The sequence below is a fragment of the Pirellulaceae bacterium genome (assembly GCA_029243025.1).
Classification (GTDB): Bacteria; Planctomycetota; Planctomycetia; order Pirellulales; family Pirellulaceae.
The window spans coordinates 944,053-960,770 of the sequence record JAQWSU010000045.1 but is presented as its reverse complement, the minus strand read 5'-3'; the positions used below and the strand labels follow the sequence as shown (position 1 = coordinate 960,770).

At 52.6% G+C, this 16,718-nt stretch carries 13 protein-coding genes; 4 read left to right on the top strand and 9 right to left on the bottom strand.

The features are described 5' to 3' along the window. The first annotated feature begins 90 nt into the window (after nt 1-90). Nucleotides 91-633, top strand: coding sequence for a GNAT family N-acetyltransferase (locus P8N76_22485; GenBank protein MDG2384453.1), 543 nt, complete (start codon nt 91-93; stop codon nt 631-633). 91 nt (nt 634-724) lie between these two features. Here P8N76_22485 and P8N76_22480 read toward each other — a convergent pair whose 3' ends face one another. Continuing rightward, nucleotides 725-952, bottom strand: coding sequence for a phosphopantetheine-binding protein (locus P8N76_22480; protein ID MDG2384452.1), 228 nt, complete (start codon nt 950-952; stop codon nt 725-727). Nucleotides 953-1,659: 707 nt separating this feature from the next. Further along, nucleotides 1,660-2,913, bottom strand: coding sequence for an acetylxylan esterase (locus P8N76_22475; protein ID MDG2384451.1), 1,254 nt, complete (start codon nt 2,911-2,913; stop codon nt 1,660-1,662). Between the two features lie 165 nt (nt 2,914-3,078). Here P8N76_22475 and P8N76_22470 point away from each other — a divergent pair, with 165 nt between their 5' ends. Then, nucleotides 3,079-4,230, top strand: a complete 1,152-nt coding sequence (locus P8N76_22470) for a VCBS repeat-containing protein (protein ID MDG2384450.1) — start codon at nt 3,079-3,081, stop codon at nt 4,228-4,230. A gap of 34 nt (nt 4,231-4,264) precedes the next feature. Here P8N76_22470 and P8N76_22465 read toward each other — a convergent pair whose 3' ends face one another. From P8N76_22465 to P8N76_22440, 6 genes are all read right to left on the bottom strand, one after another. Next, nucleotides 4,265-5,896 (bottom strand): cyanophycinase, encoded by a 1,632-nt coding sequence (locus tag P8N76_22465; GenBank protein MDG2384449.1) that lies wholly within the window; start codon nt 5,894-5,896, stop codon nt 4,265-4,267. 87 nt (nt 5,897-5,983) lie between these two features. Further along, nucleotides 5,984-6,868, bottom strand: a complete 885-nt coding sequence (locus P8N76_22460; GenBank protein MDG2384448.1) for a cation diffusion facilitator family transporter — start codon at nt 6,866-6,868, stop codon at nt 5,984-5,986. 192 nt (nt 6,869-7,060) lie between these two features. Further along, entirely contained in the window at nt 7,061-8,134 is a 1,074-nt protein-coding gene (locus tag P8N76_22455) for a PilT/PilU family type 4a pilus ATPase (GenBank protein ID MDG2384447.1), read from the bottom strand. A gap of 61 nt (nt 8,135-8,195) precedes the next feature. Then, the gene (locus P8N76_22450) at nt 8,196-9,494 is read right to left on the bottom strand and encodes a Gfo/Idh/MocA family oxidoreductase (GenBank protein MDG2384446.1); all 1,299 of its coding nucleotides are present in this window, start codon (nt 9,492-9,494) and stop codon (nt 8,196-8,198) included. Between the two features lie 97 nt (nt 9,495-9,591). Then, nucleotides 9,592-11,028: an adenosylmethionine--8-amino-7-oxononanoate transaminase gene (gene bioA / locus P8N76_22445; protein ID MDG2384445.1), complete on the bottom strand. Its 1,437-nt coding sequence runs from the start codon at nt 11,026-11,028 to the stop codon at nt 9,592-9,594. After that, the gene (locus P8N76_22440; protein ID MDG2384444.1) at nt 10,994-12,523 is read right to left on the bottom strand and encodes a sulfatase-like hydrolase/transferase; all 1,530 of its coding nucleotides are present in this window, start codon (nt 12,521-12,523) and stop codon (nt 10,994-10,996) included. The genes bioA and P8N76_22440 overlap by 35 nt, the downstream gene beginning before the upstream one ends. 182 nt (nt 12,524-12,705) lie before the next feature. Between P8N76_22440 and P8N76_22435 the strand changes: the two genes are divergently transcribed. Further along, nucleotides 12,706-13,791 carry an AI-2E family transporter gene (locus tag P8N76_22435; GenBank protein MDG2384443.1) on the top strand — a complete coding sequence of 362 codons (1,086 nt, stop codon included), beginning with the start codon at nt 12,706-12,708 and terminating at the stop codon, nt 13,789-13,791. Nucleotides 13,792-13,800: 9 nt separating this feature from the next. On the opposite strand, the gene P8N76_22430 is transcribed toward P8N76_22435, so the two are convergent. Next, entirely contained in the window at nt 13,801-14,160 is a 360-nt protein-coding gene (locus P8N76_22430) for an antibiotic biosynthesis monooxygenase (GenBank protein ID MDG2384442.1), read from the bottom strand. 253 nt (nt 14,161-14,413) lie between these two features. Here P8N76_22430 and P8N76_22425 point away from each other — a divergent pair, with 253 nt between their 5' ends. Continuing rightward, nucleotides 14,414-16,600: a Tex family protein gene (locus P8N76_22425; GenBank protein ID MDG2384441.1), complete on the top strand. Its 2,187-nt coding sequence runs from the start codon at nt 14,414-14,416 to the stop codon at nt 16,598-16,600. The last annotated feature ends 118 nt before the right edge of the window (nt 16,601-16,718 follow it).

Here is a 16,718-nt window from a genome sequence, read left to right as displayed (position 1 = left end):
ATTTCAAAAGATTCCGAATCCAATGGCCCAGAGGGGTGTCCTTCGCTGCGAGGTTGTTTTCTGGTTTGTACTGCTGATAGGTGCTTAAGGATGTTGCCCACCACCAAAATTTCATTAGACGCCAAGAATGCGATCCGTCTTTCCGAGATTCGCAGGAGTGATTTACCAGACTTTGTGCAACATCTCAACGATCGTGACATCTATCTGGCCACCTCGCGCATTCCTCATCCCTATCGCAGATCGGATGGAAAGGATTTTTTGCGATCCGTCCGACAGGCGACCAAGAAATTCGGCCATCCCGTGCATTTTGCAATTCGAAGCGAATCGAAACAGTTGATAGGTGTTTTTGGTTTTGACAACCTTGTCTACGATCATTCGGTGGAGATTGGCTACTGGTTGGCAAAACCGCACTGGAGCCAGGGCATCATGACCGATGTAGTTGGTGCCATGTGCCAGTACGCAATTGACGCGTGGAATCTGGTTCGTATCGGCGCGCGAGTTCGAGCGGGGAATGTTGCATCAGCTCGCGTGCTTGCCAAGAATCGATTTCAGCTCGAGGGCCTGTTGCGTAAAGCGGAACGAAAGGAAGATAAATTCTTCAACTTGCAAACCTTCGCGCGAATTGTCGAGTGAGTAAAGGCAGTGCCCCGTATCAGCGCAGCCGGTTGGGCGGATGAAATTTAGGACGGTCTAGCGGTTACTTGTCGGCTCCAGCCCGAGCTGCCTACGAGACCGAGACACGTTCCTCGAGATAGTCACACAAATCTTGGATCGTGCAAAGCTCTAGCAACTGGTCGTCTGTTCGAATCCCAAAGGTTGATTCGAGATCGTAGATCATTTCAGCCATCGCCAGAGAATCGATGCCGAGCTGATCGATAGGATCGGATAGAGACGGGCGTGAACCGGTCTTGTTCGCAATGATCTGTAAAACTCGGGCCTGGTGGGATTTCATGAACCGACTTTTCGTCAACAGGGTGGGGGCCCATTTGGGCGGCCGTCAAACGGCTCAACGGATTGCTTGAACAGACGCTTGATTGACGCGGCCGTGCGAATTCGTGTCGCGTTCCAGCGATGAGTATTGTCGACTCAAGACCGGCTCGGACATGAAAAAAATGGTTTTCTGCGTGCGTTTGACCGTGCGGTATGGAAGCATCCTTTAGTTTATAACCTATTCCGGAAACATGGTTTAGCATCCGACCCGTAAATCTTCTTGATTTCTTGCCAGATCAGTTGCTAGCTGTTCGGAGGAGTCGTGTCGCAAGGAAGCGAAGGGGTCGGGCAAGATTTTCGGGCAGATGGATGCTCGTTTTTTGCCACCGTTGAAGGTTGCAGATTCGGCTGAGCCAAGTTGATTGAAGCGATAAGTTGCGGAAGCGATCGTGAGAGAATAATCAGTCTGACTTTCCCGCAACCGATTTTATGGCAGAAGCAAAAGTTGCGCAGATTGCCCCATTGTAGGCAGCCGGGCTGTTCGCGCGGGGACCACGACGCTTGGGGAAATAGATAAACCTCGAGAACCGAGTCAATCTGTTTTTTTGTTGCGGATGCGTGCGGACGCCGAGGTGAAGATTGATCGCCCACAACCGAAACAGCAGGCTCTATTTGAACGAGCCGTTTCGATCGTTGGGCATTCGTTGACCTATTGGATCACGTGACGGACTACTTTTTGGGTTTCAGGTGAATGTCTGCAAAATCCATAAAACGTCGCCAATCGTAAAGTTCGACGGAGTGTCCGCCCTCTCGGACGTGGTAACCGACGTTGCTTTGCAAAATCGGTTCGCCGAGCGGAGGTAGTTTTTCGGATTTCAGCCCCTGCTTTCCAAATAATTCATAGACCTTGCTGCCATGAAAGGCGGAGGCGTATTCACCGCGAGGATCTGCCCAGGTATCTTCGATGCCGCTGGCTACATAGACCGGTCGGGGTGCCATTAACGCGATCATCATATGCTGATCGATCGGCAAGTCGTCTTCCTGATCCGCAAATTTCCAGGAATTTCGGCAGAGCCAATAAGGGAATCGTGTGATCATTTTTTTCAACGTTTCGCCCGACTTTCGCCGCCACAGGGCGGCACCCGCACAGCCGGACTGTGCGGAAATGGCAAGCGCGAATCGTTGATCTTGAGCCGCTGTCCAAAGCGTCGCTTTGCCCATTTTGGAGTGGCCCATGATCGCCACCCGCGCTGCGTCTATATCCTCGTCTGTTTCAAGATAATCCATGGCACGCATGCCACCCCAGGCGACCGCACCGAGTACGCCCCATTCTCTCGCTTTGGGAAAGCTTTGTCCGGTTTTGAAAAACAAGGGATGGATTCCACGAGAGAAGCTGACCTCGTTGTGGCCGATGAGATCCTGTTGATAGACGGCAACAAATCCGTATCCTCGGTCGAAGAATTCGCCCAGAGGCCATCCATTCTTAAGCTGTCCCGGTCGAGCGGGGTCAGCCTCGAAGTCTCGTGACTTTGTATTATTAAAACTGTGCTTCATGAATGCGGGTGCTGGTTGCTCCAAATGATTTGGAACGTAGACCAACACTAGCATATCCGCCTTCCCCTTATCATTGCTGAAGCGGATTACCACATCTTTGCGAGTTGCTTTCCCATCCATGAATTGGTCGTCGACTTTAACTACATCAAATTCGACTTTGATAGGTGACTCTGGTTTTGGAACTCGGCCATAGATTAGGCTGCTGAACAGGGAAACGATTTGGGGGCGTCGCTCGTTTGTCCATTGTTCTTTCGTTGTTACCGCGGCGCCTTCCGCGGTGACCAGCAGAGGCGGTAAGTCGTAATGGGGAATGCGATTTTCGTCGTAATTGACGTCACTATCGTATTCCTTCTGCTCTCGACCGTCGGCCTGGGTCACGCAGAACGCGATCAGGAGAAGTGCTAAGGCCCATCGTTGCTGGTAAATCATGGTTCGCTCCTGGCAGATCGTTGGCTGGAGACTAGAAGACTCGTAGGGATCGGAGTCTAAGCATCGGTTGTGTAACTGTCAAACAGCTAGGCGTCAGTTGCTTTCGCGGGACACTGAATGTCATAATTGGGGTTGAAGCAAAATCCTCCATGCAAAGAGGCAATTATGTGTAAGAGTTCATTGAACCATGTCGTGATTTGCTGCGGGTTACTCCTGGTTGTTGCTGCGGGGCTTTCGGCGGAAGAACCATGGCAGCGGCATGTGATTCACGAAGGATTCCACACCAATACGGCGATTGCCGCCGATTTCAATGGTGATGGTCAGCCAGATGTGATCGCCAACAGTAACGGGAAGACACGATTGTTTGTCGGGCCAGACTGGAAAGGGGTGGTGATTGATCAAACAGCCGAACACAATTTTATTCATAGCGAAACCATGGATGTGGATCGTGACGGTGACCTGGACTTCATTGGTGCCAGGTACTCACCAGGTTTGATCACGTGGCTCGAATGTCCCGACGAGCCGACTCGCAAACCTTGGAAAAGTCGGGTGATTGATGATCAGGTGAATGGAGTTCACGGGCTGTTGACCGGTGACGTGGATCGGGATGGCCAGCTTGATCTGATTGCGAACAGTGGGCAGCCGACCGGGGCTTTTCCAAACTCGGCGGTTTGGCTACGGCGAACGGTTGAACCCAAGCAAGCCGTGCGTTGGCAGCGAAACGTATTTGCTGACCGAGACGCACCCGGTTTGAGCCATTATCTGGGTTTTGGTGACATCGATGGTGATGGTCGACCAGACCTTGCGTTGGCTGCCAAGGGCGGCCCTTCGGACCGTTCTGGAAAGGGTGAATGGTTTGCTTGGTGGCAAGCGACTAGCGATCCGCGACAACCCTTTTTGAAGCGGCGATTACCCGGCAGGCATCCTGGTGCCACGAATATTCAACAGGCGGATGTGAACGGCGATGGAAAGCTCGACTTGGTTGCCACACGCGGTCACGGATATGGCGTGATCTGGTTTGAGAACCCGCAATGGACGGTGCACGAGATCAATTCGGATCTTGAGTACCCGCACTGCTTACAAGTGGTTGATCTTGACGCCGATGGCGATATCGACGTTGCCACGTGTGCTTACGGAAGCAAGGTGGCTGCCTGGTTCGAAAATGATGGGAAGGGCAATTTTAAGACGCACCGGATTGCTCACAACCAAGCTGCCTATGACTTGCGAGCCGTCGACATGGATGTCGATGGCGATCTTGACCTTTTGGTGGCGGGGCAACAAAGCAAGAACGTAGTGTGGTTCGAACAACCAGACTGATCATCGGGACACGACAATGCTAAGCGCGCTTACCTTACTCGGGTTGTCGCGATTCCAGGTTGTAGGCGCTGCCGGCTTTGACCGATTCGTAGTCCACCTCTCCTGGGGCAGGAACTTTTCGGCTATCGTAAAAGTGGACGCTGCCCTTGCCGACCACTTCAGCTCTGTTGCCTTGTACGATGATTGCTGTTCCCCCATCAATGCCGATGCCCAGCAGTTGTGGATAACGTGCGACGAGTTTTGTCATATCTGAAAATCGTTTGCGGCTGGTGAAATGTTGATCGATTGCGACGCCAGGCAGAAATCCCAGTCCCCGTTCATAACCGGCTGCCATCACATCGGTATTTCCTAGTGGATTGCCGCGGGCGAGGTATTCGGCTTGTATCGATGCGCCCGCCGAACTTCCCATGATAACTCCGCCTCGTTTCAGCACGTCGTGCATCAGCGGTTCGACCTTTGTATCTTGATAGGCGTCAACAAATCTCCATTGGCGACCTCCGCCGAACCAGATTCCGGTGGCCTCACGGAACGCGTTCAGGGACTCCGCACTCTCGACTTGCGACAGGCTGCGCTGCGACAACACGGTGACCTGCCCTGCACCGGCTTTGCGGAATTCGTTCGCCATGCCGTTTTGTTTGCGGATAGGATCCGGCATGGCCGTTGGCAGCACGATGATTGAGCTCTCTTTGCCTCCGGCAAGTTCGACGAATCGATCGATGATCCCGGCTGGCATTCCATCGCCACCGATAGCGATCAACGTGCCGTTTTCAACGATGGGAGGCTGCGGTTGTTCTGCTGGAAACGGATCGCGCGCCGCTCGTCGCAAAGCGGTGAGATCACCGATCTGTTGCTTAGAGAGCTCGATCGAATCGTTTACACCGTCCTGGGTGGCGGCCAGGTAGACTTGAACTTTTCCGGGGCCGATCGTTCGCAAACGTCGACCTTGAACAATGACCGCGGCGTTGGCTCCGATTGCGTAGCCGACAAGGTTCGGCTCTCGGTCTGTTGTTTGCTTAACCAAATTAATCGTCGCGGAATCGAGCGAGGTCGCGGTGATCACGGAGTCGGGGAGTAACTGGAGGGTGGACTGTTTTTCGACTGAAGTGTCTTGAAGACTGAGTTCGGATAGAGCGCGACTCCCGACGAAGGTTGCCAAGTTTCCAGCACAACCGACAACGCCATTTCTTTGCACGACGCTTTCAATTGCTTCGCCCAGATCGCGATGGGTAGAAATGGCAGTTGAATCGTTCCCTGCTAACCAGACGGCACTGGCTTTCGAGATCGCATCCGCAGCCAATGCATCGTGAGTGGCCTCGTTATTCAGATGTAGTATGGTGAGCTGTGCCGATTCAGAATCCTGCCAAGTTGCGAGGAAACGTTGCACGGCCTCTACGGCGTCCGGTTCCGAACCCAATTGAACCAGGACAACCTGCTTGCCTGCCCGTCTCAGGAATTGTTGAAATGTATCCACTGGCATTGGGGTGCCAGCAAGAACTAAGCTGCCTTGGATGCCCCGAGGATCGATTTTCGGCCGTTCGCCGGTTGCCGCTTGATCGGCTTGGAGATCAGTGCCAGTCGATGTGAGCGAGACGGAGGTGTTGAACAGAATCAACAGCAGAAATGAGAAACGGAGCTTGTGCATTGTTGGTTGCATTGTTGGTTGCATTGTCAGGGACTCCACGGCATCACGGCGCTTGTTTGTCGTTTGACTCAAATTGTCCATTGCCTGCTCGTTGTATTTATGTCCAACGCACTAGTGTGCCTCAAGATCGTGATCTGCAGGCTCCAGGTGTGAGTTGATGTTAACCTTGAAGTCGGGGAATTCGCTCCGCAAAGATTGCTCAAAAGTGGTGATTGCCGAGTGGGCCTCCAGGACATTGGTATCGCCATCCACAAGGGCGTGGAATTGCAACCACAATTGATCGTCCACACGTCTTGCCTTGAGATCATGAATATCTTTTACGACACTGCCACGCATCGCATTTTCGACCGCTTCGTCAAGTCGCTTTGAAATCATCGGGTCAAGTTCGTCCATCAATCCGGCAATCGCAGTACGGACCATTCCGAAGCCGTTGTACATGATCAAAAAACCAATCAAGATGGCAGCGATTGGATCGAGATTTTTGTAACCTGTCAGCATAATCAGAGCTAAGCCAACAATTGCAGCGGCCGTCGTGTATACATCGGTTAGTACGTGTATTCCATTCGACTTGACCACCAAGGAATTCTGTCGTTTGCCGATCATGACCAGGGTGACGCCCAAAGCCAGATTGATGGTTGCCAGTGAGGCGGTAATGGCAAGCCCCAGGCCAATGTGCTCGACGTCAGCCCCTTTGATCAACTCCTGGATTCCTCCACCGATGACGGCGACTGCGGCGATCAGAATCAACGCGCCCTCGAAGCCGGCCGAAAAAAAGCTGATACGACCATGCCCGAATGGGTGGTTGGCGTCCGCAGGTCGAGAGGCATACCACAGGCTAAACGCGGCAAATGCGGTTGCGACCACATGGACCACCGATTCCGCTGCGTCAGCAAGGACGGCAGCGCTGCTCGTTACCCAATAGGCTGTGATTTTGCCGGCGAGCATCAGAAACGAGATGGCGAGGCTAGCAGCCATCGCTTTGTGGCGTGTGTCCAACTTGTTGCTTTTCTCCCGCCAATCGGACGATTGTCGTTTGCTGAAAAAATTAAGGTGTCCCGTGTGGGTAGATCCTAGCGGAAGTTAGAACTGTCAGCCACCATGACTGAGTTTTCGATCCAATGAAAAGCCTTTTCTCGCTTAAATCGCTCACTGAAATCGAGTTACTCACGAGGGAATTTTCCGTGCCGATTAACGCCCCAGATGATTGCGATCGGTGACAAATCGTTCAGCTGTCTCTCGGGAAATTCGTCCTTCGTCAAGCAAACGTTTTACGGCCTCGTCCATGCTGATCATGCCGTCACTGCGGCCGGTCTGGATATTGGTTTCAATGGTTTCTATCTTGCCAAAACGAATTGCGCTCGAAATGGGAATGTTGTTGAACATGATTTCAAGTGCTAGTTCGCGTTTTTCGCCAGGAAGAATACTGGGTAGCAGGTGTTGGCTAACGACTGCTCGAAGACTGAGTGACAATTGTGAGCGAATTTCATGTTGGACACTCTGAGGAAACAGATCGACGTATCTTGAGATAGCCCCTTTCGCATCTCTTGTGTGCAGCGTTGAGAATACCAAGTGGCCGGTTTCCGCGGCGCTGAGCGCCATCTGCGCCGTTTCACGATCACGGATTTCCCCAACCAGTATGACATCAGGGTCTTGGCGTAGTCCAAATTTCAAGCCATCGGCAAATGATTGGACGTCCTGCCCCACTTCTCGTTGGGTCACGATTGAGTTCGCCTGCGGTGAAAATAAATACTCAATGGGTTCTTCGATGGTGATGATTCGATAACCCGTTTCTTGGTTCAACAGGTTGACGATCATTGCCAGCGATGTCGTTTTGCCGGCTCCGGTGACACCAGAAATCAATACAAGGCCATTACGGAGATGGGCCAGACGTTGGCCAAGTTCTTCTGGAAAGCCCGCCCATTGAAAGTCGGGTATCTGCCCAGAAATCACCCGGAAGCAGGCAGCCAACTGCTGGTTGCTCATGAAATAGTTGGCCCGATAACGTTGCGGTTGACCGTCAATGTGCAGTTGCAGAGCAAAATCGGCATTAAATTGTTCTTGCAACTGCAATCGGGCGGACTCGGGGCAGAGACCCATCAACAGATCGTGAGCGACTTCTTTGGTCAGTTCGTCGGTCCGTAATTCCTTGAGATTACCGTGTAATCTCAAGGTTGGACGGAATCCAGGCACGAGATGCAAATCGGACGCGCCCTGGCAAGCTGCGGTGGTAAGCCATTGTTGAAGCAATCCAGGATGACTCATCAGGCAACGTCTCGATTTCCATTTCAAGGCGAGCGATCAGAAAAGACAGCGAACGGACTGTCTAGTAATCTTTTCGATAGCTTGCTGAGATCAACTGATTAGCATCGGGAATGTTGGTGACTTTGAGGCTTTCGGCATCCCAAGTTAGTTTTTGGCCAGGAAAGCGATTTGCGACGACGCCCAGTAAGAGGGCTTCGGTCAGTGGCCCGGCATAGGCGAAACTTGCACTCGTTTTGCCTTTCCCCAGACAGGCGTCGACCCATTGATGATAGTGATTTGCACCAGGAACATCGGGCCGTTGGTACGAGGTGAATTTTTCTTCCGGAAATAATCGAGCCTCGCCGACGTGAGGCAACAACAAAAGTCCTTCTTCGCCGATGAACAGTGCGCCTTGTCCGGGCAGTGTAGGGCCTACGAGTGAGCCTAGTGCTGGCGGTGCGGTAGCGCCGTCATACCATGTCCAGATCAGGGAGTCCGTCGTGAAATCGGTTCCCGGGAATTCGTATTGGACAATGTTCTTCTCCGGATGGCCAACTCCGGTTGGCGCTCGGCAGGTTGTTTGGACCCATTTGGGGTTTGTCAGTTGCAACGCGTCGTAGGGTGTGTCAAAGATGTGGACGCCCATGTCACCTAACGTGCCGGTGCCAAAATCGACCAGCTTGCGCCAGTTTCCCGGATGGTAAACGCCGGGGTGAAAGGGGCGCATCTGTGCCGTGCCTATCCAGAGGTTCCAATCGAGCGAGGAGGGAACGGCAGCATTGCCCTGAAAGGGACCTCCGTCGTATCCCCAATTCTTGCTCGACCACGCGTGAACGTCACTGACTTTGCCGATGGCCCCGCTTTGAATGATTTTTACAGCCCGCCGGTAAGGAGGCGTCGAATGCACTTGAATGCCCATTTGGGTTGGTAGATCTTTTTGTTCTGCCAGCACACGCATCTGACGAGCTTCATTCACTTCGTGCGTTAGCGGCTTTTGGCAGTAAACGGGCTTGCCTGCGGAAAGTGCTGCCAGTGACGCGGGGGCATGCGTGTGGTCAGGGGTGGATACGACGACCGCATCAAGCGTGTCACCAAGACTGCCAATCATCTCGCGGAAATCACGGAATCTTTTTGCGTTGGGATGTCGTCCGCCGGCACTCTCCAGTCGCGTGGAGTCGACATCACACAGTCCCGCGACTTCGACTGCCGGATGACTTGAAATCGAAGCAAGATCGGCACCCCCCATGCCACCGACGCCCACATGGCCTGTGCGTAACTTGCCATTTGCCGAAATAGCGCGTGCGCGATTCGGCAGAGCACCCAGAACTACAATCCCGGCTGATGTCTTGATAAAGTCGCGTCGCTTCAGCTGGTTGGTCATCGTCAGGTCTCCTGTAAACGTGATTGGCAGTCGCTCGCGTGAAGAGCAGCTATGATTCCATGGTTATCAATGGGGAGGGTGATTCGATCCCAGCAGTTTAACGACTATTGGCAGCGAAAGGGGCATGTTGTTTGGCAATTTCCCACATTGCTTGCGTCACTTTGCGTAAGTCAGACTCTTCGATTACGTAGGGTGGCATTGTGTAGAGAAGTCGGCCGAAGGGTCTCAGCCAGACGCCCTGCTCCACCGCGATACATTGGGCCAATGCGACATCAATGGGCTGACGAAATTCGAGCACTCCAATGGCGCCAAGTACTCGAACATCAGCCACTGCAGGTTCGTCCCGGATCGGCGAGAGTTCCTCGCGGAGGATCTGTTCGATCGCATTCGTTTGCTGCTGCCAATGACCTTCGGCGAGAATCTCAAGGCTGGCGGAAGCGATAGCGCAGGCGAGGGGATTTGCCATGAACGTCGGGCCATGCATCAAGACGCCCTGCCCCTTGTCCGAGATCTGGTCGGCGACTGTGCGGGTGGTGAGTGTGGCGGCCAACGTCAAGTACCCACCGGAAAGTGCTTTACCGACACACATGATATCCGGTTCAATTTGGGCGTGCTCACAGGCAAAGTATCGTCCCGTTCGACCAAAACCGGTGGCGATTTCATCAAGGATCAGCAGCACTTGGTGTTGATCACAAAGTTCGCGAATCTTTGCCAGGTACTCGGCCGAATAAATCCGCATGCCACCGGCGCCCTGGACGATCGGCTCAAGAATCACCGCCGCAATTTCGTCCCGATGTGCCGTAAATAGCTCGTGGAGCTGTTGGATCTGGCTACCGTCACATGGCTGCCCAAAACGGCACGATGGGGCCTCCGCGAATCGATGTTGCGGCAGCAGGTTTGCAAAGATGTGGTGCATGCCGTTGATGGGGTCGCAGACCGACATGGCGCCAGTGGTGTCGCCGTGATATCCGTTTCTGACGGTGAGCAGTCGTTTTTTGTCAGGAACTCCGGCTGCGTGCCAATATTGGAGCGCCATCTTGATGGCCACTTCGACCGACACCGATCCTGAATCCGCGAAAAAGACGGTTTCCAGTGAAGCAGGGGTGACTTGTAACAACTGTTGGGTGAGTTTGACAGCCGGTTGGTGGGTGAGTCCCCCAAACATGACGTGTGACATGGAATCCAACTGGTTACGCGCTGCTAGATTCAAATGCGGATGGTTGTATCCATGAATTGCACACCACCATGATGACATGGCATCAATCAATTCATCGCCATTCGTCAACTTCAGCCGAACGCCAGTTGCCGACTCAACCGCCAGCATCGCGGGGCGATCAATCATCGACGAATAGGGATGCCAGATATGTGCGCGGTCGATTTGCGCTAGATCGTCTTGTTGTGTTGAGTCGTGAATGTCTTGGACGGCCAAACTATCACCTCGAATTGAATCGAAAGTCCGCTCTCTGTTGTGATTGTCATAGGAGGCATCTGTGGTTGCGTCATGGTCGCGACCTTCCACTCCGTTTGAATGCATCGAGTTGAGATTTCAATTCCTTAACGATCTCGGGATGTTCAAAGTAGAGATTGATGGTTTCTCCAGGGTCCTTTGCCAGATTATACAGCTGACCCGGTGCTTCCGGCTGGGAGTCGGCGATTGCGAAACGCTGCAACGAAGGTCGTTGGTAATTGTTACCCCCCGAGCCTTGGTGGTCCAGGTACTTCCAATCTCCACGCCGAATAGCGAGTGCCAAGCTGATTGTTTGTTGCAACGTGTAGCGTCGAACGGCTTCCGCTTCGTCACCGGCCCTTAAAATTGGCAAGATATTAAAACTGTCTTCGGCCGCATTTTTTGGCAGGGAAGCAGCGACAATGGCGGCGGATGTCGACATGACATCGGTTAAGCTGACGGTGTGGTGCGAAACGCGGCCCGCCTTGATCTTGCCTGGCCATCGTGCAATGAATGGTACGCGATGTCCCCCTTCCCATTGGTCTCGCTTCATGCCGCGCCAAGGTCGGGCCCCATCATGCTGGTGATCCTTCCGCATATGAATCACACTGGTGACCTCGGGACCGTTGTCACTGGAGAATAGTACCAGCGTATTATCAGCGACTCCCAGTTGCTCTAACGTTTTGGTTAATTCGCCGACGATGTAATCAAGTTCATGGATGAAGTCGCCATGGGGTCCGGCATTTGTTTTGCCCTGGAAACGCTTCGCCGCGAACGAAGGTAAGTGCACCGCTTGAGCCGAGTGAAACAAGAAGAATGGTTGCTCGGGGTGCTGTTCAACATGTTCTCTGAGAAAGGCTTGGCTTTTTTCTAAGAACACCAAATCGACGCTCTCAAGATCAAAGTTGGGCGCGATCATGCCAGGGCGATTGTCTTTGGAATAGGGATGCTTGGGGAGCGGCCCTCGATCAACGATTTGGGTTGGCGGCACGGGAATTCGGTCGCCATCGACATAGGCGTAAAGCCAGTCGGTGGTCGGGCAGCAAACGGTTCCGAAGAAATGGTCGAAGCCTCGATGAATGGGACTGTCTGGAATGCGCCGATCGTAGTCGATGCGTTTGACAGCTTCGAGTCCGCCTTGATGGATTGCCTTTCCATCCCGATCAAAGAAAGTCATGCCGATGTGCCACTTGCCGAAACAGGCCGTCGCATAGCCGCAGTCCTTTAGCATCTGCGGCAAGGTCAAACGATCAGCTTCGATGAGGCATGGTCCGCCCGCCCCGGTAAAAACACCTGCTTGACCCGTGCGAAAAGCCATTCGACCCGTCAGCAGACTGTATCGTGTGGGGGTGCAAACGGTTGATGGGCTGTGGGCATCCATCAACATCATGCCTTGACGGGCGAGTTGGTCAATATTCGGTGTGGGAACTTGGGATTCGTCGTTGTAGCAACGAACGTCTCCATAGCCGAGGTCATCGGCTAAGATCACGACGATGTTCGGCCGTTCCTCGGCACGGACGAATCCGCCAATTACCGTGGTTGCCCAGGCCAACAAAAGCAAAAAATGCTGCATTCGAATCATGGATAACAGTGTACCATAGTAACCCGGTCATTCCGCCAACCCCCCCCTCCCGCCCGAAAACACGTCGTTTCCGTGAGTGATGGCATCATCTGTACATGATGCGATTCTTGCACATTGCGACTTGATAGGGGGACGACGGTGTTTACCCCAGCCCGCTCCCAGAATCTTGATGGTCTCGGTCTATGAACAATTCCACACTCAACCCAGACAAAGTGCGTAAGACGGTTGTTTTATTGCTAACGCTTGCGATCACAATCATTTTCTTTCGGATGATTCGCGGATTTTTTGTCGCGCTGTTTTTGGCTGCGGTCTTTAGTGGAATTACCCATCCGCTTTATAGAAAGCTACTGGTTTGGTGCGGTAATCGGCGAACCATTACGGCGATGCTGACATTGGCGATTGTCACCTTGATTGTGGTGCTGCCCCTGCTGGGACTCGTGGGGACGGTTGCTGAGCAGGGCGTTACCCTGAGCAAAAATGCGCTGCCTTGGATTCAGGATCGTTTGGACGCTGATGACGACTGGAAACCGACTTTACCGGCCTGGGTTCCCGCACACGATCGAGTTCATTTAACTTCTCAGCAGGTGATGGGGAAGTTGGGCGAATTAGCGGCGAAGATCGGCCAGGTATTGTTCAGTAATCTGACTGCAGCGACGCAAGGCACCGCAGCCTTTTTTCTGCATTTGTTTGTCATGCTGTACGCTATGTTCTTCTTTCTTCGCAGCGGTCCCGCACTCAAAGACGCGGCGATGGGGTACATCCCTTTACCGAATGATGTTAAGCACTTGTTGATTCAAAAAGGAAGTTCCGTGACTCGGGCCACGATCAAAGGCACGCTCGTGATCGGGGCGATCCAAGGTTTGTTGGGAGGTTTGGGATTTGCTGTTGCTGGGATTGATTCGGCTGCGTTTTGGGGCACGATCATGGCAGTTTTTTCAGTGATTCCAGGGATCGGTACCGCGCTGGTTTGGGTGCCAGCTGTGATTTATCTTTTTGTGACTGGCCACACGGTCGCAGCCATCGGCCTAGCAGCGTGGTGCGCTGTCGTGGTCAGTACGATTGACAACGTGTTGAGACCGCGACTCGTGGGCAGTGATACTCAGATGCCAGATCTCTTGATTCTGATTAGCACGTTTGGTGGCCTGTCGGCGTTCGGCGCGGTTGGGTTAATTGTCGGTCCAACTGTGGCGGCAATGTTCATGACGGCATGGGAGATTTTTGCTGAGACATTTGGCGAGACGATTTCGAAAGCCGAAGGTAACAGTTGATCGTCTCGATCAGACGTCAATCTCGTCTGTGGTCAGAAATACTTCGTGAACATCTAATTTGCTTGGTCCTCGGAACATTTCTTTGGGAGGGCGATTCGCGTGGGCTTCGGCGAAAGCTTCACTGCGCGTCCAGGCTGTGAAATCGTCTAACGATTTCCACCAGGTTTTTACCTCGTAAAAGCCCTCTGCATCAGGATCTTCGAGGAACTTACCCGTTTCGTGGTCGAATTTAGCCGGTTTAGGCCGATGGACCTCATTGCGAATAAATCCAAGTGCCTGATCGACCAAGTGGACTCGGTTGCGAAAACGGTCTTCAAAGTCAATTTCATGACCTTTTGCAACCGGTATCCGATTTGTGACGACAATCATGCGGGGTAACCTCGTAGACGGAGGGGTGAAAATGAATTCCGTACTCATTTTATCGTCGGCTGTCGGGTCGTATCAGGTGGGGGGGGCGTTTGCAGGAAGCATGGGTTATTGATTTGTTCGGCGAAAGGGTTGGTCGAGCAGGAATACTAGGGGATAGACGTTGGGGTGATCCGCATGTTTAAATCCTGGCTGACCGCGGCGGTTCTTGTCTCGGTTTTTAGTAGGTGCTCTGAGATGACGCATGGAAAGCAAAATGGTAACGAAGAAGTTTGATTGTTTTGATTTGGATAAAGTGGTTCGGCAGATTGCAAAGGCAGTTGGTGTTTCTGAGAAGTCAGTTCGCACGACCGTTGAGTTGTTGGATTCGGGCAACACAATCCCATTTATTGCTCGATATCGAAAGGAAGCGACTGGAACGCTGGACGAAATTGCCTTGCGAAGTGTGGAAGACGCTTTGTCGAGAGCACGCGAATTGGCCGATCGAAAAGCAACAATTCTCAAGTCGATCGACCAACAGGAGCTTCTGACGCCGGAATTGCAAAGGCAAATTGAATCATGCAATGACAAGCAAACTTTGGAATCGCTGTATTTGCCATTCAAACCTAAACGTCGCACACGAGCGACCGTCGCCCGAGAGCAGGGATTGCAACCACTGGCCGATCTGTTGCTCAACCAAGAAAAACTGAATCGTTCAACTGGCAGCGTGTTGCAAGAGTTTGTTCGTCCAGAACTCGACGTGCCAGATACTCAGGCGGCTTTGCGAGGTGCCTGCGATATTGTCGCGGAGGTGTGGTCGGAAGATGCGGAGACCCGTCAATGGCTTGTTGAACAAGCGACTAACGATGGTCAGATTGCGTCGCATGTTAAACGAGGAAAAAAAGAAGCTGCCAGTAAGTTCGAAATGTATTTCGATCACCGTGAATCGGTCAATCGCATTCCATCGCACCGGTTTTTGGCCATGAAACGAGGTGAAGCCGAGGGGTTGTTGCGTATTTCACTCGAACTGGATGATCAATATGTCACACGTAAGTTGCAACAAAAGCTGATACACAATCACCAGTTTGAGTTTTGCGATGCTTTGCGACAAACCGTAGTGGATTGCTATGAACGCCTGCTGTTATCGGCCACCGAATCGACGGTGGTTCAATCATTGAAAGAAGATGCCGACGGCGATGCGATCATTGTCTTTGCGAAAAATCTGAGGGAGTTGCTGTTGGCACCGCCAGCCGGGCCCCGGGTTACCGTTGGAATTGATCCGGGCTTTCGTACCGGATGTAAAGTGGCTGTTGTCGATGGTACGGGAAAGTTTTTAGCACACGCCACGATCTACCCGACACCACCGCGTAATGACACCGAAGCTGCAAAAAAAACTTTGTGCAAACTGATTACCGAGCACGATGTGAAATTGATTTCGATCGGGAATGGTACTGCCTCGAGAGAGACGGACACTTTTGTTTCAACCCTGGTGCGTGAAGAGAGCTTGAAGGACGTGACAAAAGTCATGGTGAGCGAATCGGGCGCATCGATTTATTCCGCTAGTGATTTGGCGGTCAGCGAATATCCTGATTTGGACGTGACTGTGCGAGGCGCGATCAGCATTGCTCATCGACTGCAGGATCCATTGGCAGAATTGGTGAAGATTGACCCCAAGTCGATTGGTGTGGGCCAGTATCAACATGACGTCAATCAGACATTGCTGAAGAAGTCTCTTGTTCGAGAAGTCGAGTCTTGTGTCAATTCGGTGGGCGTGGATGTGAATCTTGCCAGTGCGCCGTTGCTGGCTCATGTAGCGGGAATCGGTCCCAAATTGGCTCAGAAAATTGTTGACTATCGCGATGCGAATGGGCGATTTAAGAGTCGGCAAGAACTGCTGTCAGTGCCCAAGCTTGGTAAGAAAGCATTCGAGCAATGTGCTGGCTTTCTTAGGATTCTTAACGGCCGCCAACCGCTGGATAACTCGGCCGTGCATCCGGAAAGTTATTACATTGTCAAAGCGATGGCGACGAAATTAGCTGCTGATACACAGCAGCTCGTCGGAAATGTGACGCTCTCTGAAAAGCTGAATGCGAATGAATTCGTGGACGACAAGAGTGGGCTTCCTACAATCCAAGACATTCTCTCCGAGTTAGCCAAGCCGGGCCGTGACCCGCGCAGCGAGTTTAAAGTTGCCCGCTTTGCGGAAGGAATCGACCAACTGCAGGACTTGCAGGTCGACATGAGGCTTGAGGGTGTTGTGACGAACGTGACGAAATTTGGAGCCTTTGTCGATATTGGTGTGCACCAAGACGGTTTGATTCACATTTCTCAACTGGCCGATACCTACGTTGCTGATCCGAGTGATATCGTTTCCGTGGGTGATGTGGTGCAAGTTCGCGTGCTGGAAGTTGATCTCGATCGCAAGCGCATCGCCCTTTCGCGAAAGCAAATTGATGCCGAGTAATTGAACGGAACGGTAGTTTGAGCCATTTCTACAGGTTCCGGTTGGTGAGATCGAGATGCGTCACCGCGATAGGCTAACGTTAATCTCGAGACGCGATTTCCGAGATACGATTTGCGAG